The 25,625-nt window shown below is 57.6% G+C and carries 21 protein-coding genes and 2 pseudogenes; 8 read left to right on the forward strand and 15 right to left on the reverse strand.

The window, feature by feature from the left end; all coding sequences use genetic code 11:
• Window positions 1–100: 100 nt before the first annotated feature.
• The 3 genes from AB4N84_RS16265 to AB4N84_RS16275 form a co-directional block, all read right to left on the reverse strand.
• Window positions 101–2,536 carry an RHS repeat domain-containing protein gene (locus AB4N84_RS16265; RefSeq protein WP_460042216.1) on the reverse strand — a complete coding sequence of 812 codons (2,436 nt, stop codon included), beginning with the start codon at window positions 2,534–2,536 and terminating at the stop codon, window positions 101–103.
• Window positions 2,537–2,629: 93 nt separating this feature from the next.
• Complete coding sequence (locus tag AB4N84_RS16270; RefSeq protein WP_460042217.1) at window positions 2,630–5,266, reverse strand: RHS repeat domain-containing protein; 2,637 nt, start codon at window positions 5,264–5,266, stop codon at window positions 2,630–2,632.
• 86 nt (window positions 5,267–5,352) lie between these two features.
• Window positions 5,353–6,363: a hypothetical protein gene (locus AB4N84_RS16275; RefSeq protein WP_460042219.1), complete on the reverse strand. Its 1,011-nt coding sequence runs from the start codon at window positions 6,361–6,363 to the stop codon at window positions 5,353–5,355.
• A gap of 321 nt (window positions 6,364–6,684) precedes the next feature.
• On the opposite strand from AB4N84_RS16275, the gene AB4N84_RS16280 reads away from it, so the two are divergent.
• Both AB4N84_RS16280 and AB4N84_RS16285 read left to right on the forward strand, forming a co-directional pair.
• Window positions 6,685–7,806, forward strand: coding sequence for a GGDEF domain-containing protein (locus AB4N84_RS16280; RefSeq protein WP_460042221.1), 1,122 nt, complete (start codon window positions 6,685–6,687; stop codon window positions 7,804–7,806).
• Window positions 7,799–8,722 (forward strand): annotated as a pseudogene (locus tag AB4N84_RS16285) (iron-sulfur-binding ferredoxin reductase); the annotation flags it as partial. The gene AB4N84_RS16280 and the pseudogene AB4N84_RS16285, both read left to right, overlap by 8 nt.
• Window positions 8,723–8,910: 188 nt before the next feature.
• Here the strand turns inward: AB4N84_RS16285 and pyk are convergent.
• Entirely contained in the window at window positions 8,911–10,362 is a 1,452-nt protein-coding gene (gene pyk, locus AB4N84_RS16290) for a pyruvate kinase (protein WP_460042222.1), read from the reverse strand.
• 178 nt (window positions 10,363–10,540) lie between these two features.
• Here pyk and AB4N84_RS16295 point away from each other — a divergent pair, with 178 nt between their 5' ends.
• Window positions 10,541–10,915 carry a tetratricopeptide repeat protein gene (locus AB4N84_RS16295; protein ID WP_074755532.1) on the forward strand — a complete coding sequence of 125 codons (375 nt, stop codon included), beginning with the start codon at window positions 10,541–10,543 and terminating at the stop codon, window positions 10,913–10,915.
• A gap of 318 nt (window positions 10,916–11,233) precedes the next feature.
• Entirely contained in the window at window positions 11,234–11,593 is a 360-nt protein-coding gene (locus AB4N84_RS16300) for a PilZ domain-containing protein (RefSeq protein WP_074755534.1), read from the forward strand.
• A 12-nt stretch (window positions 11,594–11,605) separates the two neighbouring features.
• On the opposite strand, the gene AB4N84_RS16305 is transcribed toward AB4N84_RS16300, so the two are convergent.
• The 4 genes from AB4N84_RS16305 to AB4N84_RS16320 all read right to left on the reverse strand — a co-directional run bounded on the left by AB4N84_RS16305 (window position 11,606) and on the right by AB4N84_RS16320 (window position 15,039).
• Window positions 11,606–12,961 carry a DUF58 domain-containing protein gene (locus tag AB4N84_RS16305; RefSeq protein WP_460042223.1) on the reverse strand — a complete coding sequence of 452 codons (1,356 nt, stop codon included), beginning with the start codon at window positions 12,959–12,961 and terminating at the stop codon, window positions 11,606–11,608.
• Window positions 12,958–14,112, reverse strand: a complete 1,155-nt coding sequence (locus AB4N84_RS16310; RefSeq protein WP_460042225.1) for an AAA family ATPase — start codon at window positions 14,110–14,112, stop codon at window positions 12,958–12,960. The genes AB4N84_RS16305 and AB4N84_RS16310 overlap by 4 nt, the downstream gene beginning before the upstream one ends.
• A gap of 410 nt (window positions 14,113–14,522) precedes the next feature.
• The gene (locus AB4N84_RS16315; RefSeq protein WP_460042227.1) at window positions 14,523–14,849 is read right to left on the reverse strand and encodes a low molecular weight protein tyrosine phosphatase family protein; all 327 of its coding nucleotides are present in this window, start codon (window positions 14,847–14,849) and stop codon (window positions 14,523–14,525) included.
• On the reverse strand, window positions 14,842–15,039 hold the full coding sequence (locus tag AB4N84_RS16320) for a hypothetical protein (protein ID WP_460042229.1): 198 nt from the start codon (window positions 15,037–15,039) through the stop codon (window positions 14,842–14,844). The genes AB4N84_RS16315 and AB4N84_RS16320 overlap by 8 nt, the downstream gene beginning before the upstream one ends.
• A gap of 178 nt (window positions 15,040–15,217) precedes the next feature.
• Here AB4N84_RS16320 and imm45 point away from each other — a divergent pair, with 178 nt between their 5' ends.
• Complete coding sequence (gene imm45, locus AB4N84_RS16325; RefSeq protein WP_460042231.1) at window positions 15,218–15,652, forward strand: Imm45 family immunity protein; 435 nt, start codon at window positions 15,218–15,220, stop codon at window positions 15,650–15,652.
• Between the two features lie 151 nt (window positions 15,653–15,803).
• Here imm45 and AB4N84_RS16330 read toward each other — a convergent pair whose 3' ends face one another.
• From AB4N84_RS16330 to AB4N84_RS16345, 4 genes are all read right to left on the reverse strand, one after another.
• The gene (locus AB4N84_RS16330) at window positions 15,804–16,424 is read right to left on the reverse strand and encodes a DUF3885 domain-containing protein (RefSeq protein WP_460042233.1); all 621 of its coding nucleotides are present in this window, start codon (window positions 16,422–16,424) and stop codon (window positions 15,804–15,806) included.
• 940 nt (window positions 16,425–17,364) lie between these two features.
• Entirely contained in the window at window positions 17,365–17,736 is a 372-nt protein-coding gene (locus AB4N84_RS16335; RefSeq protein WP_460042235.1) for a hypothetical protein, read from the reverse strand.
• 401 nt (window positions 17,737–18,137) lie between these two features.
• On the reverse strand, window positions 18,138–19,130 hold the full coding sequence (locus AB4N84_RS16340; RefSeq protein ID WP_460042237.1) for a hypothetical protein: 993 nt from the start codon (window positions 19,128–19,130) through the stop codon (window positions 18,138–18,140).
• Window positions 19,131–19,183: 53 nt separating this feature from the next.
• Window positions 19,184–19,420, reverse strand: coding sequence for a hypothetical protein (locus AB4N84_RS16345; RefSeq protein ID WP_460042238.1), 237 nt, complete (start codon window positions 19,418–19,420; stop codon window positions 19,184–19,186).
• 160 nt (window positions 19,421–19,580) lie between these two features.
• Between AB4N84_RS16345 and AB4N84_RS16350 the strand changes: the two genes are divergently transcribed.
• Entirely contained in the window at window positions 19,581–20,156 is a 576-nt protein-coding gene (locus AB4N84_RS16350) for a hypothetical protein (RefSeq protein WP_460042240.1), read from the forward strand.
• A 223-nt stretch (window positions 20,157–20,379) separates the two neighbouring features.
• A complete protein-coding gene (locus AB4N84_RS16355) occupies window positions 20,380–22,035 on the forward strand; it encodes an ABC transporter substrate-binding protein (protein WP_460042241.1) in 1,656 nt (551 codons plus the stop codon).
• Between the two features lie 190 nt (window positions 22,036–22,225).
• On the opposite strand, the gene AB4N84_RS16360 is transcribed toward AB4N84_RS16355, so the two are convergent.
• The 3 genes and pseudogenes from AB4N84_RS16360 to AB4N84_RS16370 all read right to left on the reverse strand — a co-directional run bounded on the left by AB4N84_RS16360 (window position 22,226) and on the right by AB4N84_RS16370 (window position 24,484).
• Window positions 22,226–22,840 carry a LysE family translocator gene (locus tag AB4N84_RS16360; protein WP_074755548.1) on the reverse strand — a complete coding sequence of 205 codons (615 nt, stop codon included), beginning with the start codon at window positions 22,838–22,840 and terminating at the stop codon, window positions 22,226–22,228.
• A gap of 119 nt (window positions 22,841–22,959) precedes the next feature.
• Window positions 22,960–23,818 (reverse strand): annotated as a pseudogene (locus AB4N84_RS16365) (transposase); the annotation flags it as partial.
• Between the two features lie 102 nt (window positions 23,819–23,920).
• Window positions 23,921–24,484, reverse strand: coding sequence for a DUF6990 domain-containing protein (locus AB4N84_RS16370; protein ID WP_460042243.1), 564 nt, complete (start codon window positions 24,482–24,484; stop codon window positions 23,921–23,923).
• A 383-nt stretch (window positions 24,485–24,867) separates the two neighbouring features.
• Between AB4N84_RS16370 and AB4N84_RS16375 the strand changes: the two genes are divergently transcribed.
• On the forward strand, window positions 24,868–25,572 hold the full coding sequence (locus AB4N84_RS16375; RefSeq protein WP_460042245.1) for a hypothetical protein: 705 nt from the start codon (window positions 24,868–24,870) through the stop codon (window positions 25,570–25,572).
• The last annotated feature ends 53 nt before the right edge of the window (window positions 25,573–25,625 follow it).

A 25,625-nucleotide genomic window follows, 5' to 3' on the forward strand; every position in this document is an offset into this window, starting at 1 on the left:
CCGCAGTATACCGCTTGCCCACCGCCGCGACACCCTGCCACAGGGTAAACCTTAGTCTTGAGGGCGCGCGGCGCCGAACGGCGAGGGTTCGCGAGCCTCGTCAGACCGCGGTCACGCTGCCGTCAGGGTGAAAGATCGTGGCTTGTGCGTCTCGCAGCGAGGTCTTCCAGGCTTTGAGCGGATTTCCTGTCGTACGCAGGCGCTCAAAATACGGAATGGCCTCCTTTGGGATATTCGACGAGTTGGCTGAGCTTTGCAGATTGGCGAAGCCTTTCACGAAGACTTTGTGAGTGAACCCTTGAACCGGGCGGCCCAGTTCCTTGGCGATCTCCAGCGCCGCACCGTTTTTTCCGCTCCAGCACGAGAGCAACACGAAGGTCTCATCGGCGCCGACCCCGAGCGCTTCGAGGCGGGGCGCGATGACGTCGCGTGCGATGTCGGCTGCACGCGCTACGTGGCCATCCGGGCCCATGAGCAATGCACGTTTGGGATCACCATGGGTGAGCAGGGCGACCCGGTTGGTGCCGTGATAGGTGTCGATGAAACCGACGTCCACCCCTCTGGATGTGTGCTGGGCCAGCAACTCACCATTGCCCAGGCGGCCGGGCTTCGGTGGCGTCCAGCCGTGCTTGATGTCCAGTGCTCTTTGTCGGGCACCCGCATGTTTCAGGCTGCCCAGCTTCAGGCCTATCCCGGCGCCAGACAGGCCGGTGACCAGGGAAATCCCCCCCAGGATGCCGGACGCGGCACCATCCTGCCCGGTCGCCTCAAGCACGGTGCTCGCCGCCCCCGTGGCCAGCGAGATGATATCCAGCGCCACGGCGGCAAGCGTTGCAATCTGCCCGGTGGTCAACAGGCCTGTCCCGGAACTGATCAAGACACCCGCAGCGGGCAGGGCCGCTTGCAGACCGGGAATCAACGCCACCGCCGCCAGCGCAAGTCCTGCGCCGGCGAGGGCGTAATTCACCCAGCTGTGGCCATCCGGGTCGACGCGATTGACCGGATCGCCGGCACACCACGCGTAGGGGTTGATCCCGCCCTGGCCGAACGGGCTGTCGGTGTCCGGAGCCAGAAAGCACATCAGCACTGGATCGTAAGGTCGATTCCCTCCCGGGACGTAAAGGCCCGACAAAGGTTCGCGCTGCTCACCGGCGTAGCCGAAAGCGGCGTCTTCGCTGTCCGCACCATGGGCGGTGTAGCGCCGCGCACGCACTGCGTTCTCAGCTTCCAGACGCACGCTGCCCTGCGCGTCGGTGCCGATCAGCAGGGTCTGGCGAACGCCGTCGGTGACCTTGTTCAAGGCGAACAAGGCGTTCAGGTCGCCGATCAACTGCACACTGTCATTGCCGGTTTGCTGATGAGTGAGTTGATCCGCGCTGAAAAAATCACGCGTCAGAACACCGTTCACTTCGCGGTCGGTGAGCTGTCCGCTGGGGTCGTAGCGGTACGTGCACGTCCCCGCCGGTGTGCGGACTTGCGTGAGTCGGCCCTGGGTATTCCAGCTGAAATGACGGCCCAGGCTGTCGCTGATGACCCGGCCGCAGGCGTCATAGTCAAGCGTGATTTCCGGTGGCCAGGAGGCGTGGGTGTGGGTGATGCGCACCAGTCGAACAGGGTCGTCGTCGGCGTAGCTGAAGCGGGCTTCGTCCCGACTCCCGTCGGCAAACAGACTCACCACCGTTTCATGGCCGTTAAATGCGTTGAAGGTGAACGCCTGTTCGACGATGAGGTTGCCAAACGGATCCTCCGCGGCGGCCTGGTGGTCGGCCGTGCACCGTACCAGTCTGTCGCGCGCATCGTATTCGAAGCGTTGTTCGCTTTGCGCATCGCCGTCGGTCCAGCGTCGGGAGATGATCTGATCCAGAGCGCAATAGCCTGACGTCTGGGTGATCGTCCTGATGGCAGGAGGGTGTCCTTCTTCGGTTTGCGTGAAGGTGAACGTGCGTGCGTGCTCGCGTCCAAGTGCGTCGTACTCAATCGAGGTGATGAGGGTACGGCGGTTTTCAGGGTCGCTGACGTGGACGGTCAATGGCCGCGACAGGGCGTCATAGGTGTAGGTGGTTTCCAGTTCCCCGACGCGTGTGGTCTGCACCCGACCCGCCGAGTCGAACTGACGCCGGTGGGCAATGCCCTGAGCATCTTCAAAGCCTTGCAGCAGGCCGCCGAACGAATAGAGCCAGCGGGTCGTGTGGGTCTGCCCGTCGACGGTCCACTGGTCTTGCGCCGGTTGGCCAGTGGCGCTGAAGGCGAAGGCTTGATGACCCTGTTCACCGCTAACGGCGCTGGGATGACCGAATGCCGGGTGGCGGGATATCTGTATCGCGGCTTCGCCATCGGGGGTGACGCTCATCAGAAGATTATTGAGGGCCTTCTCGTAGGTGAATGCGATGTCGTTGCCGTCGGCCAGGGTCGTGGAAGAGGGCGGAAGCTGGTCGTTGCGGTAATGAAACAGGGTGGTGTGCCCACCCACTTCAACAGACAGCTGGCGACCCAGACCGTCGAAGGTCTGACGGCCGATGATGATGGGCGTGTTCATGTTTTCGATCCTTCGAAATGTGCAGTTCACCGGGAAGTGTGGCGTGCGTTGCCGTTTTCCCGGTGAGTGTCGTAAATGCTCCAATGCCGCTGCTTATGACGGTTCAGTCACGGTCGGTGGCGTCACGGCGACGGTGTCAGGGTGGTTGTCGTCGCTGTGTAAGGCGTAGGTCCAGCTCACCACCGTGTTGTCTGCCAGCCGCTGCTCGACGGTTCGCCCGTAGGCATCGAGCTGGACAGCCGTGACGCGGTCAGCCTGGCCGGGGACTTTGATCGTGGTCGCGGTGACGCGGTCCAGCCCGTCGCGTTGCCACTCTCTGGCACGGATCAAGAGGCCATCGGTGTCATACAGGTGTTCGCTGACAGGGCTGCCCGCCGCGTTATGGCGGGTCAGCGTGTGCGGACCCTTGAGCGTCCCGTTCTGTTGCCATCGCTTGACGGTGAGGGTGATCGGGTCATGCTCGTTGTATGTTTCCACGCCATCGGGTGTGATGCTCCGATGTATGTTGCCCCAGTCGTCGTAGAACGTTGTCGTCGTGAGCCTGAGTGCCGTCACTGCGGCGGGATCCTGAGGGTCGCGCAGCCAGTCCTGTTGGGTCTCGCTGACCGTTCGGCCTTCAGCGTCGAAGACGGTGCTGGCAATCTCACGAAACACGTCAGGGGCGTGGTCGATGTCTTCGAGTTCCACCCGCACGGTACGACCCTCGCCATCGAGCCACTGTCGACGCCGTTGGCCGGTCGAATGGCGATGCTCAATCATCACCGGGTTCTCGTTCCCGGACCTGTGCTCAAGCGCTGCCAAGTCGCTCACGCAATAGGTCGAGGTGCGGCGGGCTTCATAGCGGCTGTCATCGGCTGTGACTGCCAGCGTGACACGGCCGAGGGCATCGTAGGTGAAGCGGGAGACGACCCCGGCGTGATTGCGCTCGCGGGTCAAACGGCCTGTGCTCAGCGCCCGCGCACTGCTTTGCGTGGCGCGCACCCGGTCGGTTTGCTCGAACCCGGTGAGGGTGACATGGGTGCTCAGTTCGTCCTCTGTCAGCGCGTAGCGATACTCAGTGGTGGTGGCTTTGCCATTGAGCGTGGTGACCTTTTTTTCAAGACGGGCATAGTGAGGGCCATCGGCAGTGATGTAGGTCTGTGTGGTGGTTTCAAGCAGGCGACCCTCGATTTCTTCCCGCGCCGTCTCGCGGTCCACCACGACAAACGCAGGTCCGCCCGTAAGCTTCGACGCCAGCGATGCGTAGCGGTACGTGGTCGAGATGACAGGCGCGCCGCCGTAGGTGCCGTCATTCAGGCGGGCCGGTATGACGGTCTTTTTCTTCAGGTGCCTGACCATGCCCAGAGGATTGGGCGGACACCCCTCGGTTTCCTCGATATCTGCGACACCTTCGGCAGGGTAGTACTCGCTGTGCTCCTCTAAGCCGAGAGGCGAGAGGGTGAACACGACGTTGCCGAATGCGTCGTAGCGATACTCGGTTTCTTCACGGCGTTGCAGGCCGGCGTTCGAGTGGTCGATGTAGGTCACGGTCTGTTTATGCGGAAGCTGGCACCACGCGGGCTGGTCCTCCCAGTCGGTGTCAGGTGCGATGCCGAACGTGGTCGTGGTGCGCAACTCGCAATGGCCTCGGCGGGTGACTTCGCTCGTGAGCAAGTGAAAGCGGTTCCAGGTGCGGGTGATGGTCGAGAGCGTTCTGCCGTCCGGATCGGTCTGGGTTTCGGTGACCTGATAATCGTAATCCTGCTCGACCTGGTACAGGTTGTCGCGTCCTTGCTGCCAGTCGAATGCCTGATCGCTGCCAAAACCCAGGAAGTTGTGCACGCCGGACCATTCATACGTGCGGGTCAGCTCGCGGGTCGTTTCGCACGCCGAGTGGGTCCACTGCAACACCCGTGGCAATACCCGCAAGGGCGCCCCCTCGGGGAGTTGGTGGCCTTCTTCGCCCGTCGCCCAGATCACGGAATCGATCGCTCCCAAAGGGCTCGTGAGTGTGCTCGGCAGCAGGAGATGGTTGTCCGGGTTGAGCGCATGGTGCTCATAAAGAATGCTGAAGGGCGTATCGATGCCGGGCAGGTAAACTTCGCTCAATGCATCGTTGACCAGCCGCAGGCGTACGCTCTCTTCTGCGCGCCCGGGAACAGTGAACGCGACCTCACCGTCATCCGCCCTCTGCACGTGCAGCAAGGTGCGCGTTTCGTCGCTGATCCGTTCGAGGATGAAGTCGTCGTTGCCGTAGGGCGACCACTCGACGAACACGCGGTTACCTTCCTGGCTGCGCAATTCAGTGACCAGATAGCGGGCGCTTTCTGGCTGTCGGGTGAGGATTTCAGTCTGACCGTTTTTTTGATCCACCCGAATTACCAAATCGCTCTCGCAGACCACCCGCCTCGATTTGAGCTTGGCATCCAATAGCGTCAACTCGCTGCCCGGCATGAACGTGGCGTTGTCGAGGTCAACCGCGAAGTGCTCTCCCGACGAAAGCCGCAACGACGGTGCGTCCTGGTGCAGATTGAGTTCGCTCAAGTCCAGCGACCAGCCCAGCCCGAATCCTTTGTCACGGGTGGAACCCAGAACGCTGAAGGTGAGGGTAGGGGTGACCGATGGGCCGGCCAGGTGGTTGGCGGGAAGCAGGGGCAGTTGAAACGCCAGGGTGAATTGCCCGGTGCGGGCATCGACTCCGGTCTTGATGCAGTCCATGAAATGGGTGGCTTGGGTATGAATGCCGGACATGTGAGCTCTCTTTGTCGGTGCGCCAAGTGGCGAGTGAGCGCACCCTGTCGTCTGTCGACAGGGTGCGGCGGAACAGCCTCGAGCCGTTAATGGCGCATCTTGAAGTTCAGCTCATTGCCCGCGTTTTCCTGGGTCATCTGAATGCCGTATTCGTTGCCGTACTGGTCAATCACGCCCCAACGGCTCGGTCCGAAAAAGGCCCGGGTGTACCGGGCGAATTCACTTCCGTAGCCAATCAACTCCAGGCGAATGAAATTCATGGCGCCTTCCCGGGTGTTCACTGCAACGGAGGCGTCATGGGAATTGAAATGTCCAGGTTTGCCAGGCTTGAAGGCGAAATGGAAATGCTCTTCGTAGATACGCGCTGGCCAGACTCCGTCGAAAACACGGTACCAAGGGGAGACATCCAGGGCGTCGTTGTAATAGGACTCATCGGCGTTGGGGCCGTAGGGAACGGCATCGACAATCTTGAAATGTCGATTGGCGAATTCCAGGTAATACAGGTCAATGTCTACGTCTGTATCCCCGGACTTGCCTTCGTATTCGTGAACGCGCTCAAGGGTGAAGTCCGACCGCTTCTTGTGGGGAGAGGCGACGGTTTCTATTTCAGCGTGTGAGTTGAAAATCGAGGTGCTGGTGGCGTATTCAACACCTTCCTCTTTGGTGATCGCGGCGTAAACCTTGTATCGCTCACCTGCCGGAGCCAGTGAAGAAATGTAGAAGGAGCGAGCGCGCGAACTGGATTCGATCAGGTTCACCGGAGCGGAGCCGGATGCGGCGTAATACTCGAACCTAGGGTCTTTAACCGTCGAGAGGCGGAACAGGTCCTCCGGTAGAACGGGGTTCTGCGCGGCCCACTCAGGATCGTACGCCCCACGGCCAAATTCGGCGCCCAGGTCGCGGTATTGACCATCGTCCGATATCAGGAAGAGCCAGAGGCTATCGAGTTGTTCATCGCTGATTTCCTGCCCTTTGGCGGGTGTCAGGTTCACCGTGACTTTCAGTTGTTGGTTCCCGTTGCTGTAAAGCCGGTTCGAGTTGGAAGTGATCTCGATTTTGAATTTGCTCAGCCAGTGAGCGTCGTTTCTTGACTGCATGTTCCAACCATCCGTGGTTGTTGAAGACAGCCACAGATTACCCACTCCAGTCGTTTGAGTTGATATACATAGTTAGGGTGTTCAAGCAGGGTGAGTGGGAATGTTTCGTCAGGCTTTGTAACCGGGCCTCGCCGCTGATCGACATTCAACGCGCCCGATACCCGCGTTTGAATGGCACGGCCGTCGCCTCGACAGACGCGTTGGCGAAACGCCCCGTTTCCTCTACATTGCAACCTTCCCGGATGAATGAAGCGACTGCTGCCCCTTCGGCCAGCGGTGGGATCCAGGCCCCAGCGGCCGGACAGGACGAACCCTCACACGATGACAACCCAGCCTCCTATAGATGGATCTATCCAGCGCTTGCGACTCAAGCGTTTTGCCCTGGCTGCCGGCACCTACGTGTTGCTGATCGCGCTGATGTGGGTGGCGTTCTGCGCCGGTTATTACCACGCGACATTCTTTGGTGTGTGGCTGACTAGCGTGGCCGTGCTGCTCTCTCAGGGCGCGCTGAGCCTGGTGTTTTTTGGCGGGCTCAACAACCGGTTCAAAGACCCCAGCCTGACCGAATTCCAGGTGCTGATGGGCCTCGGCTGGGAAACGTTTCTGTTGGCCCATCTGGATTCCGCACGTGGCACCTTCCTGGTGCTGTATGTGTTGGTGTTGCTTTTCGGCCTGTTTCATCTTCCGCCCAAGGTGTTCACACGCTGCGCCGTGCTTGCCTTGCTGGGGTTTATCGGGATCAACCTGTGGGATGCCTTTAGCGGCCAGTTGAATGACCCGGGCCTGGCCGCGCTCCAGACGTGCTCGTTGTTTATCGTGCTGGGCTGGTTGTGCATGTATGCGGGGTTCGTGCAACGCTCGCGGCAGCGCATGCATCAGCGTCGGATCACCTTGCAGGCGCATCAGGAAACCTTGCGCGGCATGATGTTTCAGCTTGAAGAGCTGGCGTCGACCGATGAGCTGACCAATCTGTACAATCGCCGGCATTTCTTGCGTCTGGCCACCCGTGAGCTTGAAACCATGGATGGCAATTACACCGAAGGTCTTGCCCTGATCGACCTTGATCACTTCAAGCGGGTCAATGATCTGCTCGGACATGCCGCGGGCGATCGTGTCTTGCAGGTGTTCGCGGCAACCGCCAGCGACTGCCTGCGCTCAGACGACATTCTGGCGCGCTATGGTGGAGAGGAGTTCGTGTTGCTGATCCCGCGTTGTACCCGTGCGCAACTGGTCGAATGCTGCGAACGCGTGCGTGAGGCCTTTGCAAACGTGACCATTCCGGATCTGCCGGGCCTGGAGCTCAGCCTCTCGGTCGGCATGACGCTGGTCGAACGTGACGACGACATGGATCGCGCCTTGCAACGTGCCGACCACGCGTTATACCGGGCCAAACACCACGGCCGAAACTGCTGCCATGGTGCCTGGGATTACGCCGATGCCTGAGTTGTACGCAGGCGAACGGCAGTGGTCGGTCGCACCCGGTTCCAACCTTCTTGATGCCTTGAACAGCGCTGGCCTGTCGGTGCCTTACAGTTGCCGTGCGGGCAGTTGCCACGCGTGTCTGGTGCGTTGTGTCGGAGGTGAGCCGCTGGACGCCCTTCCCGAAGCTCTCGACGCCAGCAAACGCGAGCAAGGCTGGCGCCTCTCGTGTCAGTGCCGCGTGGTCGATGACCTGCGTGTCGAAATCTTCGACCCGTTGCGCGATGGGTTGCCTGCCAGCGTCAGCGGTTGTGACTGGGTCAGTCCAACGGTCTTACGGCTGCGTCTTGAACCCGAGCGTCCGCTGCGGTATCGCGCCGGGCAGCATTTGGTGCTGTGGACCGCGACTGGCATCGCGCGCCCTTACTCGCTGGCGAGTCTGCCGGGCGAGGATGCGTTTCTCGAATTTCATATCGATTGTCGCAACCCTGGTGCCTTCGTCGACGTCGCGCGCACGCTGAAGGTTGGAGACGCTATTCGATTGGGCGAGTTGCGCGGCGGAGCGTTGCATTACGATGCTGACTGGCAGGAGCGACCGCTGTGGCTGCTGGCGAGCGGCACTGGCCTCGGGCCGTTGTGGGGTGTGCTGCGCGAGGCGATGCGTCAACAGCACCAAGGGCCGATCCGGGTGATGCACGTGGCGCGCGAACATTATTTCGCGGCGGAGTTACAGGCGCTGGCGGTCAATCACGCACACCTGCAGATCGACTTGATCGACGCAGCGGATGTTCAGGTGGCACTTTCGGGTGTCCGCGTGACCTCCCGGCAAACCGTTGCACTGGTGTGTGGCTCGCCAGTCACTGTCGAGGCTTTTTCCAAGCGGCTGTACATCGCCGGACTGCCTCGCAACCAACTGTTGGCGGATGTCTTCGTAGAAAAAGGCCTGATAAGCGCGACCGGGATCGCATTTGCAGGGTTTATTGCCGCTGCGCACCCGATCACGGGCAAGCGCGCGCCTACAGGTTCGGTCGGATAAATCGGCGGTATGGTCAGATCTGCGTAAGCGTCGCGCACAAAAAAGCCCCGGCCTCTCACGAGAACCGGGGCTTTTGCTATCGCTGCAGCGTCTTATACGAGCGGGTCGCCGACGTGCAGGATCTTCATGCCGTTGGTGCCACCGATGGTGTGGTAGCTGTCACCCTTGGTCAGGATGACCCAGTCGCCTTGCTCGACCAGACCGCGCTTGAGCAGCTCGTCCACGGCGGCCTGGCTGACCTGACCGGCAGGCAGCGAAGCCGGGTCAAACGGAATGGTGTAGACGCCACGGAACATCGCCGCGCGCGCCTGGGTGTCGCGGTGCGGGGAGAACGCGTAGATCGGCACCGAGGAGCGGATGCGCGACATGATCAGCGGGGTGTAGCCGCTTTCAGTCAGTGCGATGATCGCCTTCACGCCAGGGAAGTGGTTGGCGGTGTACATGGCGGCCAGCGCGATGCTTTCGTCACAACGGGTGAACGAGTGACCGATGCGGTGGCTGGAGGTCTTGCCCGTCGGGTGACGTTCAGCACCGACGCAGATGCGCGCCATGGCTTCAACGGCTTCGACAGGGTAGGAACCGGCGGCACTTTCAGCGGACAGCATCACGGCGTCGGTGTAGTCGAGCACGGCGTTGGCCACGTCGGATACTTCGGCGCGGGTTGGCATCGGGCTTGAAATCATCGATTCCATCATCTGCGTGGCCACGATCACCGCTTTGTTGTGGCGACGTGCGTGCAGGATGATTTTCTTCTGGATGCCGACCAGCTCGGCGTCACCGATTTCAACGCCCAGGTCGCCACGGGCAACCATGACCGCGTCACTGGCGCGGATCAGCGCATCGAGGGTTTCGTCGTTAGCCACGGCTTCGGCGCGTTCGATCTTCGCCACGAGCCACGCGGTGCCACCGGATTCGTCACGCAGTTTGCGTGCGTATTCCATGTCGGCGGCGTCGCGCGGGAAGGAAACGGCCAGGTAATCCAGGTCCATTTCTGCCGCGAGCTTGATGTCTTGCTTGTCTTTTTCGGTCAGGGCCGGTGCAGTCAGACCACCACCGCGACGGTTGATGCCTTTGTGGTCGGACAGCGGGCCGCCGATGGTCACGGTGCAGTGCAGCGCGTCAGCGGTTTGCGTGTCTACGCGCATGACCACACGTCCATCGTCGAGCAGCAGTTCGTCGCCTACGCCGCAATCCTTGACCAGATCGGGATAGTCGATGCCGACGATTTCCTGAGTACCCTCCGTCAGAGGATGGCTGGTGGAGAAGGTGAACTTGTCACCGACCTTCAGCTCGATCTTCTTGTTGGCGAATTTGGCGATACGAATTTTCGGGCCTTGCAGGTCACCCAGCAACGCGACGAAGCGGCCGTTCTTGGCGGCGATGTCGCGGATCAGCTTCGCGCGAGCCTTGTGCTCGTCGGGCGTGCCGTGGGAGAAGTTCAGGCGGGCAACGTCCAGCCCGGCAAGAATCAGCTTCTCGATGACTTCGGGCGAATTACTGGCAGGGCCAAGTGTGGCTACGATTTTGGTGCGACGAACGGACATGCACAAACTCCTTAAATGAAGCGCAGCGAGAGGCTACTACTGTATTGGCCTGTAGTCATTGTTCCTTTGCACTACCTTGCCGCGTTACGACTGGGCAATCGGCAGGCCGGCGGCCGACAAATCGACCTTGAAGAAATGCCGAAAGGCGCCGATACAATGCAGAGCACAGGAGACTCTCATGCGAATCGTGATGATATTAGTGGCGCTGGCGGCGCTGAGCGGTTGCACCCGCTGGGCAATGAACAGCCATCTGGACAATGCCAACCGCGCGTACGCCAAGGGCGACTGCGATGCGGTGATGTATAACCTGTCGAAAGTGGACCGCGAAAGCCGTGCTCGCCGGTACGTACAACCGGAAGTGTCGATGTTGCGCGGCCAGTGTCTGGAGCGCCAGAAGCTGTACGTCGATGCGGTGCAGACGTATCAGTTCATCATTAACAATTACCCGTCCAGCGAGTACGCCTACCGGGCGCAGGCCCGTCTGGATACGCTGCATCAATTGGGGCACGACAACCTCGCACCGCCTGCTGTCCCGCGACCTGCTTCACTGTAGTTACACCCGAATGGATTGACGGTCACTTTTTCGGGTGGATGTTCTGTGAGTCTGAGCTAGTCTGAAAAAAACATAGGGACCTAAGCTTTCATCACAGGAGTGAGCGAAGGGCGCTCTGGTTATAGAAACGCGGGCGTTATCGCGAATTCGAATAATCGGATGAGTGACTTCGGTTATGGCTGGTGAGTCAGATGACGTCCCTGTTGTAATGAACAGGTGGATTCGATTGTGTACGTCGTCTTGGTGGTTTCACGTGCGACCGAATCTCAATGCACTAGCGCGACCATGCTCAATGGTCATTCCAGGGCGTGTCCAACAATGCTCAACGAAAGACGAATCGAGCGTCACCAGTTACCGTATTACCTGCAGGTGTTTAACCGGTACACCGACAAACCGTTGGGGTGCCTGGGTAACGTCTCGGAACAGGGCCTGATGCTGATAAGCGATCTGCCGATCCTCGTCGGCGCCGATTTCCAGCTGCGTCTGAAGGTGCCGGACGAGAAGGGCGGTGTTTACAACATCGACATCAATGCCAGTTGCCTGTGGTGCCAGGAAGATGAAACGCCGCGCGTTTACGATTCCGGTTTCAGATTGCAGGCGGCGCCTCCCGAGTACTTTCACCTGATTCAGGCGTTGCAGCGTTACTTCAGTTTTTATCCGCTGGAAGCGTCGGCCTGACGGCGGCACCTGTTACAAGGTGCCGGCTTTCTTCCATCCCAGATAGCGACTCACCAACTGCGGCCCCAGCTCGCCGGGGCGCACATCCAGCACCGGTATGCCATGAGCGTTCAAACGCTCATGCAAACCCGCCCGCGCGTTCAAAAAGTCTATCGTCCCGCAGTAATCCAGCGCCTCCTGCCAGGTCTGCACCGTCGCCTGGCGACGCTCATCCAGTACCTCTTCGCGAAGGCTGGCGATCAAGACCCGATGATGGCGGCTCAGGTGTTTGACGGCGCCGAGTAAATCCTCATCGTCTTCGTCGCGCAGGTTCGTGATCAGCACCACCAGCGCGCGACGTTTTTGCCTGACCAACAGCTGCCGGATGGCCGCGCCGTAGTCGGCGGGGTGCTGAGTGCTGCCAAGGTCGTACACGTGGTTGAGCAGTACATTCAAGTGTGCAGCCCCTTTGACGGGGGACAAGTGGCGATTCTGCTCGGCGGCAAAGGTCGACACACCCACGGCATCGCCCTGACGCAGCGCGACGTAACCGAGCAGCAGGCAGGCGTTGAGGGCGTGATCGAAATGCGTTAGCTCGCCATCCTGGCTGCGCATCCGGCGTCCGCAGTCGAGCAGGAAAACGATCTGTTGGTCGCGCTCATCCTGATATTCCCGCGCAATCGGCGTGCGTTGACGCGCCGTCGCTTTCCAGTCGATCTGCCGCAGGCTGTCGCCCTCGCGAAACTCACGCAGCTGGTTGAATTCCAGACCCAGCCCTCGGCGCTGGCGCTGACGAATGCCGATCTGGCTCAGCCAGTTATCCACCGCCAGTAATTGCCCGTTGTGCAGCCGTGCGAAATCCGGATAGACCCGTGCTGAGTGGGTGACCGGCAGGTAACGTCGCGAGAGCCACAGGCGCAGCGGGCTGCGGAGCTGGATTTCGATCCGCTCGAAGGTGAAATGGCCCCGGCTCGTCGGGCGCAGCCGGTAGGTCAACTGAGCCTTGCGCTGGGGACGCAGCACGATCTCCTGCGGCAGGTGTTCGACCTCGCAACGATTGCCAGGCCCTTCAGGCCCATGATCAAACACGCTCATCGGCAGGGCGCGCAGTGACGCGTGCTCGATGTCGATGCGTACGTCGCTCCAGCGGCCGAGCGCCAGACTGCCGGGCAAGTGGCGTTGCAGGCGGGGTGAAGGCAAACGCCCGACCCACCATGCATCCAGTGCGGCCAGTGTGCCGATGACGCAGAGCAGCGCCCAGAACAGGCCGTCGAGTTTTACCGTCGGACCGCGGCCCAGCGACTGGAGAATGCCCAACAACACGGCGAAGCCTGCCAGCACGGCAAGCCACGCGAGTAGCCGGGGCGATGGCTTGAGCAGTTGTTTCATTGGCGCGGCGCCGGGACCTGATCGAGCAACTGCTTGAGCACTTGATCCACCGACATGCCCTCGATGTCGAGCTCGGGCGCCAACCTGACACGGTGGCGCAGGACCGCCAGCGCGCAGCCCTTGATGTCATCAGGGACCACAAATTCGCCACCGCGCAACAGCGCCCGGGCCCGTCCGCCACGGACCAGTGCAATCGAGGCGCGAGGGCCGGCGCCGAGTGTCAGGCCCGGCCACGTACGCGTGGCACGAGCCAGACGCACGGCATAGTCGAGCACCTGTTCGTCCACCGGCAGATCGCTGGCGATGCGTTGCAGCGCCTGTACATCCTTGGCCTGCATCAAGGTTCGTAGCGGCTGGACGTCCAGCATGTCCGAGCGCGTCGAACGCGTCACCTGACGCACCATGTCCAGTTCCTGCTCGGCCTGTGGATAATCCATGCGCAGCTTGAGCATGAAGCGGTCGAGCTCGGCTTCAGGCAGCGGGTAGGTGCCTTCCTGTTCGATGGGGTTCTGAGTGGCCAGCACCATGAACGGCTGCGGCACCGGCAGGGCGCGGCCCTCGAGGGTGACCTGACGCTCCTGCATTGCTTCGAGCAGCGCTGCCTGGGTTTTCGCCGGGGCGCGGTTGATCTCGTCAGCCAGTAGCAGGTGGGTGAACAACGGGCCTTTGCGCAGTTTGAACTGCTCGGTCTGCATGTCGTAGACCGCATGGCCGGTGACATCGCTGGGCATTAAGTCGGGCGTGAACTGGATGCGTGCGAACTCACCGCCAAAGCAGCGGGCGAGGGCGCGCACCAACAAGGTTTTTCCGAGTCCGGGAACGCCCTCGATCAAGACATGGCCGCCACCGATCAACGCGGTCAGCACATCGTCGATGACCGCGTCCTGACCGATCACCGCCTTCTGCAACTCGTGACGCACGGCCTGAGCGAGGTGAATCGCACGCTGGCGTTGTTGCGCAGGGTTGCTCGTCGGCGCCGCGTGTGGCGCTGGGTCTTTGTGTTCACCTGCTTTCGGTTCGGTGTTCCTGTGTTCGATGCCGGGCTGTTCGAGGGTTTCGGCCGGGTTCGCTGCGCTGCTCGACGGTTCGGTCGGATGATCGCTCATGAATTCCGGAGCCTTGCTAACGGTTAAATTCGTTTTATCTTCCATAAATCAATGGGTTACCTAATTTAACGGCTTTTGGCTTTTTTTGATTGCTGACCCACGACTCCAGAACTGCCCCGCAGCGCGAAATCGATCGAAATGAACGTGATCTTGATGGCCAGATTTAATGGCGTCCAATCGTGCATCTTATACTCGACTACACCATTATCCCCCAAGCATGCCAAGGCAAATGTCGCTGGGTCATGCACCCACGTGTCGCCATGCACAGAACCGCGATGCCTTTTCCTTCCGACAAGGTGCTCAACGCCCTGAGAGCGGCTGGTTTTGGCCGTTGGTGGCCCGTCACGAATGGCAGCAAATGGGTGTGAACTTGATCTTTAAGCGAACTAGAAGGTCTAGACCGGCCCGCCGGCTTATCCGCGACCATACCTGCGACAGTCGTTCCCGAATGAAACTTACGTGTTGAGATAGGAGGTCACAATGTCTTCAAGCATGCCCACCAGTTCAGGATCCATGTAGCGATAATCATCGGGAATATCGAGAGAGTGGAGCCGTTTGTGTTCAAGAAGGCGGGCGTATTCAGCCTGAAGACGATTAAGGTGTTTGCGTTCCATGACAAGGATCACATCAGCCCAGCGAATATCCGCTGGGCTGATAGGTTTACGTGCATTTGGACTGGTGCCTGCTGAACGGGCATTAAAGCCAGGACGGCGACGCCAGATCGCTTCCGCAGTAGGACTACGCCATTGGTTACGGCTACAGACGAACAGGAGATTAATCATTCTGATCCAGTAGTTGGCGTGTTGTGCGGATGGGATAGCTCATCCCGAGTTGGTGTGCTCTGTACAGTTTGGCTGCACGGATGTACATCAGTTTCCAATTCTTTTCTGGCTTGAACTCCGGCGGACGAACCGCATTGTCGCCTCTGCATTTACGGGCCTGCACACGTCTCCAGGCGCGGGTTCTTTTCATTGTCATATCCTCGTGAGTACCGGGTTCAGCAGCCGCAGTAATACGAGTTGGAAATATAGTAAACGCGAATCGGTGCGTGGGCTAGGTAGGTGAGCGCTTGATACTAGCAGCGGCTAATGACTGTAGGCAGTCTGAGCGCCAAACGTCCGATAATGGCCGATATCTGCCAGTATGAGCCATGCCGGGGGGAGCGTGGAGGCGCTCCCATAGTCCAGAGAAAGCCCTCTCGAATGAGTGGTATCTGCCGGTCAATACTGGCCGGTTTGGAGGTAAAACATTGAATTCAATAACGACGCTTGTCGAGTGCTCAAGTCAGATCTTCGGTCGAGGGAGCGTATTCAGGGTCAAGGGGAAATTCCCTTACGAAGAAGCCGTGGACTTCATGGTTTTCGCAACCCAGGCAGAGGAGCGTCAGTTTGGGCTGATGATTACCACGGGATCGAAGGCGGGCCTGCCGTTGGCTATTCTGCCGAGCGAAAGCAACGTAGGGAGGATGGGACTCAGCAAGGAATGGATGGTGGCGAACTGGGCACAGTGGGTCTATCCGGACTGCGATGTATCGCAGGTATTTGTGCTTGATGGCTATGAACCAGGTGTCGGGGTTTATCGCTGAGGCGCAGGAACGGACAGTGAGAAGCCCCTTAAAGCATTCAGCGTAAATGAATAAGGCATCGGTCGAAATCTGCCGATTGCTGCGCCCACTGTCGACCCAATGCAGACGGTCGAAGCGGCATGGAGTGCATGTGCGCTGACCTCGTTCGTTGTCAGGGAGCGCAGAACCTAGTGCTCATTTCTGAATGGTCGCAGGCCAGCAGAGATAGCTGATGCTTCTCGTAGAGGGCAAACAACAGCTCTCTGTTTGAGCCGACTACATCCATACCCCTGTCATCGTAAGGAAACGCAAGAACATTGTTGTTTCGGTTGAACAGATAAACGTCGCAGCTAGGATTGGGTTGAATCATTTGAAAATCCTTTGCCAAAGCGCACCACAACAACGGTTCAAGGAGCGATACAGACAATTCGAATGAGAGGTACACCCAATACTCGGGTGCTGATTCGCATAGCCACTCCTCCGGGTCGATCGCCTCACTCCAGATGCTCCGCTGAGCGGGGACAGAGATGCCTGCGGACTTCAAGCATTCGAGCTTCCTGCGATGCTCAAAATGGCAGGTGCTCGAATGAGTCCGCAGACAAACGACGATGGGGTCATTGGCGAAAATGTCTCTACAGATAGCCATTGCCTTGCGCAGCGCCGACAAAAATTGTTCAAGCGCAGTTCCCGGCTCCGATAGCCCGAATCGCAGGCCTCCTGGGTAGGAGTGAAACAAAGGTCTCTGAAAAACAGCGGGACCAAAATGTCTTTCAATTTCTTGTTTAAGTATCACTGACGCGCTACCTGGCGGACGTCATGGGCCCATCATCAATTGGTGAGAGGGGAATGTGATCGTAACCGAAAGAACGCGAATTCGCCGTTCGCAGTGGGTGACTGCTTTTGGCCGGTAGCGGACTCTCAAGGCAACGTAAGATAACGGGATGGAGCGCGTGACGATGTGGTCTTTCTCGGCGCTGAGGGCATGTCTTAGTCTCATCAATAAAAACTCTGAGTTTCGACACGCGTGATAGTGTGCCGTTATCTCGATTTCGGGAATTTTACTCATGCAGACAACTCACCTCGACTCACTACGCGCGGCCATCCGGGAGCGGTCTACGGCGGAACCTCCGCCTCCGTGGATATGTACGGCAACATTTGCCATTGCAGGCTTGTTGGAGGTCGGATTCAGTCGTGAGTCGGAGCATCTCCTAATAGCCTCTAGCTCTGGCCGAGGTGTCATTGATTGCGCGTGCGGAGAGAAGATTGCGAGGGATTATTCGGAATATCCGAGCACAGACCGCTATCTGGAATGCCAAGGCATAGGGCCGCTTGCGGGCGAGTCGATTCGCATGTCCGGTATGAGTGGTGGTGGCCTCGCATCAGGTACTGTTGACGGGTGGGTCACCGAAGCTGTCAGCCTGGATTGGCCCAACCATCATCTGCTATTGGTGGAGCCCGACTCTTGGTTGTACGGTGCACGTTACAGCCGTCCATCGAGCTTCCATAAAATGGCCACAGCGAGCGAACTGAGAGCGTTCGGCTTCTCCTACTCAGGCCTGACCTTGATCATAGCAACCGCTAGTGATGTAACCATCTACCGGCGTGCGCACGCCTGACATCGCTGACCGCGCATAACCGCCGTTGCATACATCCCTTTGACACTGTTTCTGGAGCTGATGAGAGACCGTTATCGACCCAAAGCGGACATCCGGCTGCTTCTTCAGCTGGGAACCCTAATAACGGGAAGCCAACACTTCTCCTGCTGCGATGCGTGAGAAAACAACGTGAGGATCTGTTTGGCACCAGTATCTAAAGAAAAGGAGAGGTTCATCTTCTCCAAAAAACTGCGTCACTGGGCTCTCAATTGGTACCACCAGTTTGGGTGCCTCCCATTGCTGTGCGAGAACACCAATTGGTTTGCCTGACGCGCAGATAATCCAGGTGGCTTCATCTCCACTGATGCCGGGCAGGTAGTGCATGGTCTGTATGGCTTCTAACGCTGTACGCAATGTTGCAGTCGGATCGAGCTTGACTGAGTTGGCATGGCTGATCAGATCGTCACCCGCGTGGACGCTATCTCGATCAATGGCAAGTATCAGCATCATGACCCCCCTCAGAAAATTGTATTCAGACTAAACAGCGTATGGGGCTGAACGGGAAGCTGTCCACAGTCTGCTTTTGGCCTATTCTGTTGAAAAAGTCGGTGTTCCCAAAACGCTCGAACACTTATGGGTGAAAACACCTCTTTTGCACGCCGCTACGTGAAATCTGAGTCCTGAACCTTCTGCTAAAAACACAGATTTAAATCTCAGGCGCGTACTTTTCTGCCGTGGAGAACGAAGCCGACTTTTTCAGCAGAATCGGCCGAAATCGGTCACTCGCGGAGGGTTCATTCGGCCGAGACGGGCTCAATTCAAGGCGCTTCAGTACTAACCTAGAAACCACTTCATCCCACGATTCAGTTAAGGTGTAGCTCTCAACTTACCTTAAAAATTCCGACTCTATCTCACAGCGAATTGCTTCGAGTCAGACCAAGGCTTAACCCCTTGGGAAGATTCTCAATGGCAATAAGTGCAAGGTTATCGGTGATGATCCGATCATCAGTCAGTAAAACAAACGATGGTGCCCACCTAAGTGCTTCCTTATCGAATTCATAGACCATTTGCCGACTTATCTGTCCTTGCGATTTTAGCCTCGAAATCAGTCGCGCTGCCTGAGCCGCAGCGGCAGCCAATGCGTCCATTGCTTCGTGAAGCTTTTTCTCATCCTTCCCTCTGAATATAAATGAGACTTGGCAGCCGTCCTGGTGTGAATGAAAGTCGAGTATGGGGTTACGTCTGTCGGCCATTCGACCAAGCAGTTTCCGAAACCATGAATGTATTTCAGCATACGAAGCCTTGCCCGCCTCAGCAGCTATCGCATTCACGAAGGGATTCCAGACCAATAGTACATAGGGTAGCCCGATCCTAATCAATTCTTGGAGCGAATCTGCTGTGTTGTGTGACAGTTCGGACCGTTCGACTCTAACTGGTGAGTCATTCGTAATCCGATCCAACCAATCCTCATCCACCTCCCTTGCATCCGTCGCTATCTCGATCCACATGTCATCTAGAAGGCTTGGAAGCTGCTGGGGTAGCGGGACAAAAGAATCAACGTCTATCCCTAACCCAGAAAAACTCAGCACGTCCCCGCCCGCGTAATATCCCAGGATTGCTGCGACAAATTTTCGACCATCAAGGCTCTCGAACGATGCACTTTCGAGTAGTTGTCCCTTGGGGCGTCCGGGATCGTGGTTCTCAAGAAGGGTGAAAGGATTGGTATTTATTCTGGCGACCAAGCGGTCTGGATCGACAGCCACCAACAGCTGCCCGTCTGAGCCGCGCGCGTCCGTCCAGATAATCGCATGTACAATCTCGCCAAATTTGCTTGTTTGGTGGCGCTGTTCAGCCTCTTCAGCCCATCTTATGGCCGCAGGCGTTTGTTGAAACAGATCAGACATGGATTCCCTTTCCTCTGAAATAGCGAGTTCAAGAAACAAGATAGCCGCTGACCTTAGCCTACGTCAGCTTCTGGCCGATTGGAGCCGGTCGTCAACGGCTGGTGCAGGTCGGACGTCCGGCACCCTGAACCTTGTTCTCCCAACCACTGCTCAAACGCTTGAGTCATGGACTGCCGGGTCTGTGGGCCGGTGGGAATCAGGTATTCGATCCGCAGCGAAGCCATGGTGATGTCCAGGTGCATGCCGAAGGTGGACAGGAAGGTCGGCTCTTGCCCCAGACGGCTGCGCACGCGGGTCAGTACTACTGGCGCCAGCGCTGCGGTGGTCGGTAGCCGGCGGGCGTCGGCAGAGCTATGGGTTGATGCAACCTACACCGTCAAATAAGATGGTCTCACGGGCTCATTTTTCTTGTGTGCAAGCCGATTTTCTAAATATATTGGGCTATCTAAATTGAATTATAAAGACAGGCTATTAGAAGCCATCACGTACACTCAGAGCTTAAGCCTACATATCGACAATTCAATATTTTCATTAGATGTCGCATTGACGGATAACAGTAAGCAGAGTATTTTCCAGCTTTGTGGGGACGCTTTATATCAAGCGGGATTGCAAAGCTCCTCTCATCTGGCTGGTAAATGCGCTCCTATTCATCTAATGCTCAAGGAGCGTCTGAAAGCTGAGCTTGGTATAGAAACCCTGATCACGATTGGCGACAGATTTTGGGATGATTATGTCTATTGCGAGATGACTAAAGAGTCCGTCGAGAACGAACTAGATAGCACTAAAATCTTTGAGCCCATCAAGGCCCACGTTTGGTTGACTCTTTCGGACGGGACAATCCTAGACTGCACTGCCGAAGCTCATGCAGACATACTGTTTGGCCGGGGTGAACACCCAGCTCACCAATGCATAATGATTGTTTCGCCCAACAAAGCAGAAGATGCTAAAACCGGGTACCACCGCCCGGTACTGGTGGGCTCCGAATTCTTAGAGAAAACCGGGATGGTTCAAACAGTGCTCGATTAAAATCAACGCGTTGATCTAAATCGGCCTGGTCGGGTAGAGAACTGATGACCGCTTCTGGCCGGTAGCTGTCTGCTGTAGGGAAGCAAACGCCTACTACGCCCCAAGCGAGGATAACGGCCGCTTCGGTTATCGTGGCGCGCGATTGCTGGCCTCGCATGAGTGATGTCACAATGCCGGGCCATGCCTTGCACGCTACGATAAGCGCGGTTCACGGACTATCACCATGCCCAGCCTCTGTTGCTGTTTTAACACGCCAGGCCCGCCGAAGAGACTTCTCCTCGTTCGGCTGCGTCGACTGCTGTGCTTTGTGCTGCTCTGGGGGCAGGCTGCGTGGGCGGGTCCTGGCCCTCAACAGAACGGCGCCGAACAGGTCATTGATGTACAGCTACGCTGGAAACATCAGTTCCAGTTCGCGGGCTACTATGCCGCCATCGCAGAGGGCTATTACCGCGAAGAAGGACTGGACGTGCGCTTGCACGAAGGTGGCCCCAATGTCACACCGGTCGAAGAAGTGCTCTCCGGGCGTGCCCAATACGGCGAAGCCAATAGTGAATTGCTCTACGAACGCCTGCGTGGCAAGCCCTTGGTAGCGCTGGCGGTGATTTTTCAGCATTCACCTTCCGTGCTACTGGCGCGCACCGACCAAGGTGTTCGCACTGTGCACGACCTGATCAGCAAGCCGGTGATGCTGATGGATGCACAGACCGATGCCGATTTTCTGGCGATGTTCCGTAGCGAGGGTATCCCCTTCGAAAAACTACAATTGCTACCCAGCAGTTATCAAATTGGGGATTTAGCCAGCGGTAAAGTGACGGCGTTCAACTCGTACCTGACCAACGAGCCCTTCTACCTGCAACAGCGGGGCGTGAACTACAACATCATCTCGCCTGTCACTTACGGGATCGACTTCTACAGCGACATACTGTTCACCACCCAGGCCGAGATTGACGAACACCCAGAGCGGGTCGAGGCCTTCCGCCGCGCTACTCTGCGCGGCTGGCGCTACGCAATGGATAACCCCGAGCGAATTATAGACCTGCTGCTCAATCAGTATTCGGTGGAGAAAAGTCGCGCGCACTTGCAATTCGAGGCTCAGGCCATGCGTCCGCTGGTGGTATCTGACCTGATCGAGATCGGTCATATGAACCCCGGGCGCTGGCAACGTATGGCTGAAACCTTCCTCCAACTGGGTATGGTCGACAATATCGCCGGTCTGGAAAACTTCATTTACGATCCCAACCCGCCACAGCTTGTCGAGCGGCTGCGCAAGACCATTGTGCTGATCAGTATTAGCTGTGTGCTTGTCCTGATGTTCACTCTGGTTCTGTTGAATGCCCAGCGCCATCTGCGCAACGAGATCAAGTTGCGCAAACTCGCCGAAGAGGAAGTACACAAGCTGGCCTTCTATGACAGCCTGACTGGCTTACCCAATCGCAATAGTTTCATTCCCTTTGCCAGTCAGAAGCTGCTGGCCGCAAAGAGCCGTGGAGAACGTCTGGCCCTGTGCTATATCGACTTGAATCACTTCAAGCAGATCAATGATCGTTTTGGCCACCAGGCAGGCGATGCCATCCTGATCCACGTAGCCACGGCCATCAAATCCAACATTCGCGAGTTCGAAATAGCCGCGCGAATGGGCGGTGACGAATTCGTCGTACTGCTCGACGGCGCGCATCACAGAGGCGATATCCAGCGCATCACCCATGAAATCTGCCAGGCCGTCGCCCTGCCCATTCCATGGAAAAACAGCCAGATCCAGGTCAGCGCCAGCCTAGGGGTAGCGTGGTATCCGGAAGATGGCGAAGGTCTCGACGATCTGATTTTCAAGGCAGACACCGCCATGTTCCAAAGCAAAGCCAGTATCGCTGCGCAGGCTTGAAGCGGCTTGCGGTGCCCCTGCGAAAAGACTGGGTACCTGGAAGCCAGTGCGCGACTGCGGTTTTGCGTGAGCGTCGTCCTTTGCATGACGCTTCCAGCCAGCGCCGTGGATTGGCCCAGGTTGCAGAAGCTGAATGGCCACTTCCTGGCCGCAAGGTGATGTTCCGGTTTTCTCGCGTTCGATTCCCGGCTCAGGTCAGTTGCCGTACGCCCAGCCCTAGAATCAATCCGCCACACAGGCGATCAATCACTTTGCGCGCCTGCTGATACGCGGAGGCAATCCTTGCCTGCGACAACGTCAGGGCAACCAGTCCGTACCACGTCAGCGAAACGACTACCACGACGGCCAGCATCGAGGCGAAGGTGCTGACTGAGACGTGGGCAGGGGCAGCGGCTGAAAAGACGGCCGCGTAGAAGGCCATGGATTTGGGATTTCCAATGTTGGTAACGACCCCCTGCAAGAAGGATCTGAAAGCGCTGCCAGCAGGCTCCTCGTCAGTCCGTGAGGCAGGATGTTTGCCAGCGCTGACGATCAGGCGCGCGCCAAACCACATCAGGTAGGCTGCCCCCAGGATCTTCACGATCAGTGCCGCCCATGGGAAGGCTGCAAACATAAGACCCAGTCCCGTGATCGCACAGCTCGACCAGAGCAGATTCACGACCACGATGCCGGCGACCAATGCCAGCGCCTCGGATCGTGTCCCGGCGACTGCCTTGTGAACAACGGCGACGAAGTTAGGCCCCGGAATAACCACCCCGGCCAGATAAACCCAGAAAACGGTGAGTACCGCAGTACTGTCGAGCATTTCGATCCCTCGTCGCGCTTATCGGCCTCGGCGCCTGGTTGACTATCTCCTCACGTCGGTTGTCGTGAGAGCAGTGATGCTATCAAGTAAAGGCGAGGGCAGTCAGACCCAGATTCTCCAGTTAATTCCCATACCGGCACATGCGGTTCGATATCTTTCTCTTCCACCAACCAGGACAACATCGGTGCTGTGCCGTCTGCGGTGTCACCGATTAAGCGATCCGGTTTGATGTCGAACAATTCTTCGACTCGATCAATCATGTTTTGGTGCTATCGACCTCGGCCGTTCGATGAGCCGGTGTCGGTTCTGCATCCATGATCACGCCATGCTCGACATCAATCAGGTAGTTCGTGGAATAGGCAAAAAACGCTGGGCCCCCCCGGGGTGGCCGTCCAACGGGCTAGAGGATCAGTCAGAGATAAGCGCTTGGAAGAGCTTCAGCGAGCGCCTCCTCATCGAGTGCTTCGAGGTATTCACGGACAGCATGAGTGCTCAGAGACGGATCGCGCCAGTTGATCTATTCATCGCCACGCACTCCACGTTGCCGACTCGCGTCCGTCTTGATGATGCTGGCGTTCACGGCAAAGCCTTCGTCCTTGACCAGACCCGCGTCCATGCAGCGACGCAGACTTCATTAAACAACCAGCAAAACAGATCGCTGTCCCGGAAACGGCCGTGTCGATTCTTGGAAAACGTAGAGTGATTAGGTACTTCATCCTCAAGGCTCAACCGCCAGAACCAGCGATACGCCAAGTTCAAATGAACCTCTCCACACAAGCGCCGGTCGGAGCGAATGCCATAGCAATAGCTCACGACTTGCATGCGGATCATCAGCTCAGGATCAATTGAAGGACGTCCAATTGGGCTATAGAAATCGGCGAGGTAGTGGCGCAGGTCGCTCAGATCGAGACACCGATCAATGCTGCGCAGAAGATGATTTTTTAGGATGTGATCTTCAAGGTTGAACGAGTAAAACAGCCGATCCTACCCACTCGGCAACCGTCCCATCATGCTGCGTATTCTCCCGCTGACCGGTGGAGTGATTTTTCCGCAGATCAGTCGATGGAGCTACTCAGGTAATCAGTTAACGGTGGGAGCGTTTCCCCGCGCAATCAGCAGCGAGCGCTCAATCATTTCAACGGTGATGTATGGGACGAACCCCAGCCTTTCGCCCTTTTTAAAGCTTTTTTTGTAATCTTCTAACTGATCGACATCTTGCGCAATTGCTAGCGCAGCTAGATGCCTGAGTGGCATTGCTCCTTTGGCATCTGTAGGTAAAGATCTGTAGAGCGCCAAGCCCGCATCTATATCTTGATTCTGAGCCCAGGATAACGCCCTGTCAGATAGCTCGACTACATCGTCAGCGCCAATGGTCTCTAGCTTCTGTGGCGTTTCGTTGCTTACGATGACAGGTGAAAAATATTCTCCCTCCCCAAAGATGAACGCCACAGCATCCGAAAACTCTGTCGAGGAGATGGAGGGCATGAACGAAACTTTAAAATGATCCGAGCGCTTCCCTATAGCTGGAATGATCTGGACTTGGATATCGCCCAAACACTTGATGCAAAAGCGGTCACCTACCTCATCCTTTCCACAAGCCCAACCTTGTGCTTGCAAAATTGCACATGCCTCTTTCTCTGTCATGGTTCTGCTCTCGATATCACCTGTCGGATGATACTGATTTCTTAGGCTCTCAAGGGGGCGCTTTCTAGCCGACCTGCTTCAGCTGGTCGCGCGCTATAGATTGACAGGAGACATACTGTTTTCAACAGAATCGACCCATAGCGGACTGGCAAATGATCGTTCTCGCTCAGAATTTGCTCTTAAGTATGAGGGGCAGTTTCCTATTTTTTCAGATACCGGGCGCGTTACCAGAGCCGCATCAGCGTTGCGAATACATCCCCGTATGAAATCATGAAAGCCTGAGCGCCGCTCTACATGGCATCATGGTGAGGCGGTCGCGCACACGCGATCCGAGTCCATGAACTGCTGTCACGAAAATGCCATGTTTTCAGGAACGTCGCCGTATGCACCTACCCCGTTTGATTAGTTTTTTGTTGGCCTGTGTGCTTTCGCCGGTTTGCTTGGCCCGTACTGTTGAAATTGACCCTCGCGGCGAGCGTCTTTATCAGCAGGCTCTCCCGCATCTACAAGATGCGGAGAAAAACCTCCAAATGGTAGATTTCAAATCCCCGGCTTCAGACATCCAGGCGACTAATCGCGAGTTGGGTGCGAGAGCCAACGCTCAGCTTCAGATTGCGGTTCCCTTGCTGGAGCAGGCCGCAGCGTTAGAACATCCTGTTGCGCAATACCGCCTTGCACTGATCTATCTGACGTACTCACCCCGGGGCTCTGAAGAGAAGGCTTGTACATTGCTCGAAAAAAGCCTGGGCCATGGCTTTGCTCCTCCCGCTGTGACGATTGCGTCAGCCTGTTTTGCGTATACCGATGCGCCTGAATATCGGTCTGCTTTGGAGAGCGTGCTGGTGCCCGCGCCAACTTATGAAAGTTACTTCCCGCAGCCTGCTATGAACTTGGCTTGCCGTCGCGAGGAGGCTTTAGGTGCTGGATTCCAATGGGCAACCAGCCGCGACTATCAAGCAGAAATCTACTGGCTCTTGGGTGTTAAAAATCGCGCGCAGCGCTCGGAATTTGCACAAAAAGCCGTCGATATCAATGGTTGCTCCAAAGCGCAACAGTGGGTCGGCAAACTTAAGCCATCAGAGGGCTAAAGCTCTCTACACCAGACACCCTCCGAAAACGTAAACGCTTGTGATCGCAGCCA

This window comes from Pseudomonas sp. S2_H01 (genome assembly GCF_054668305.1).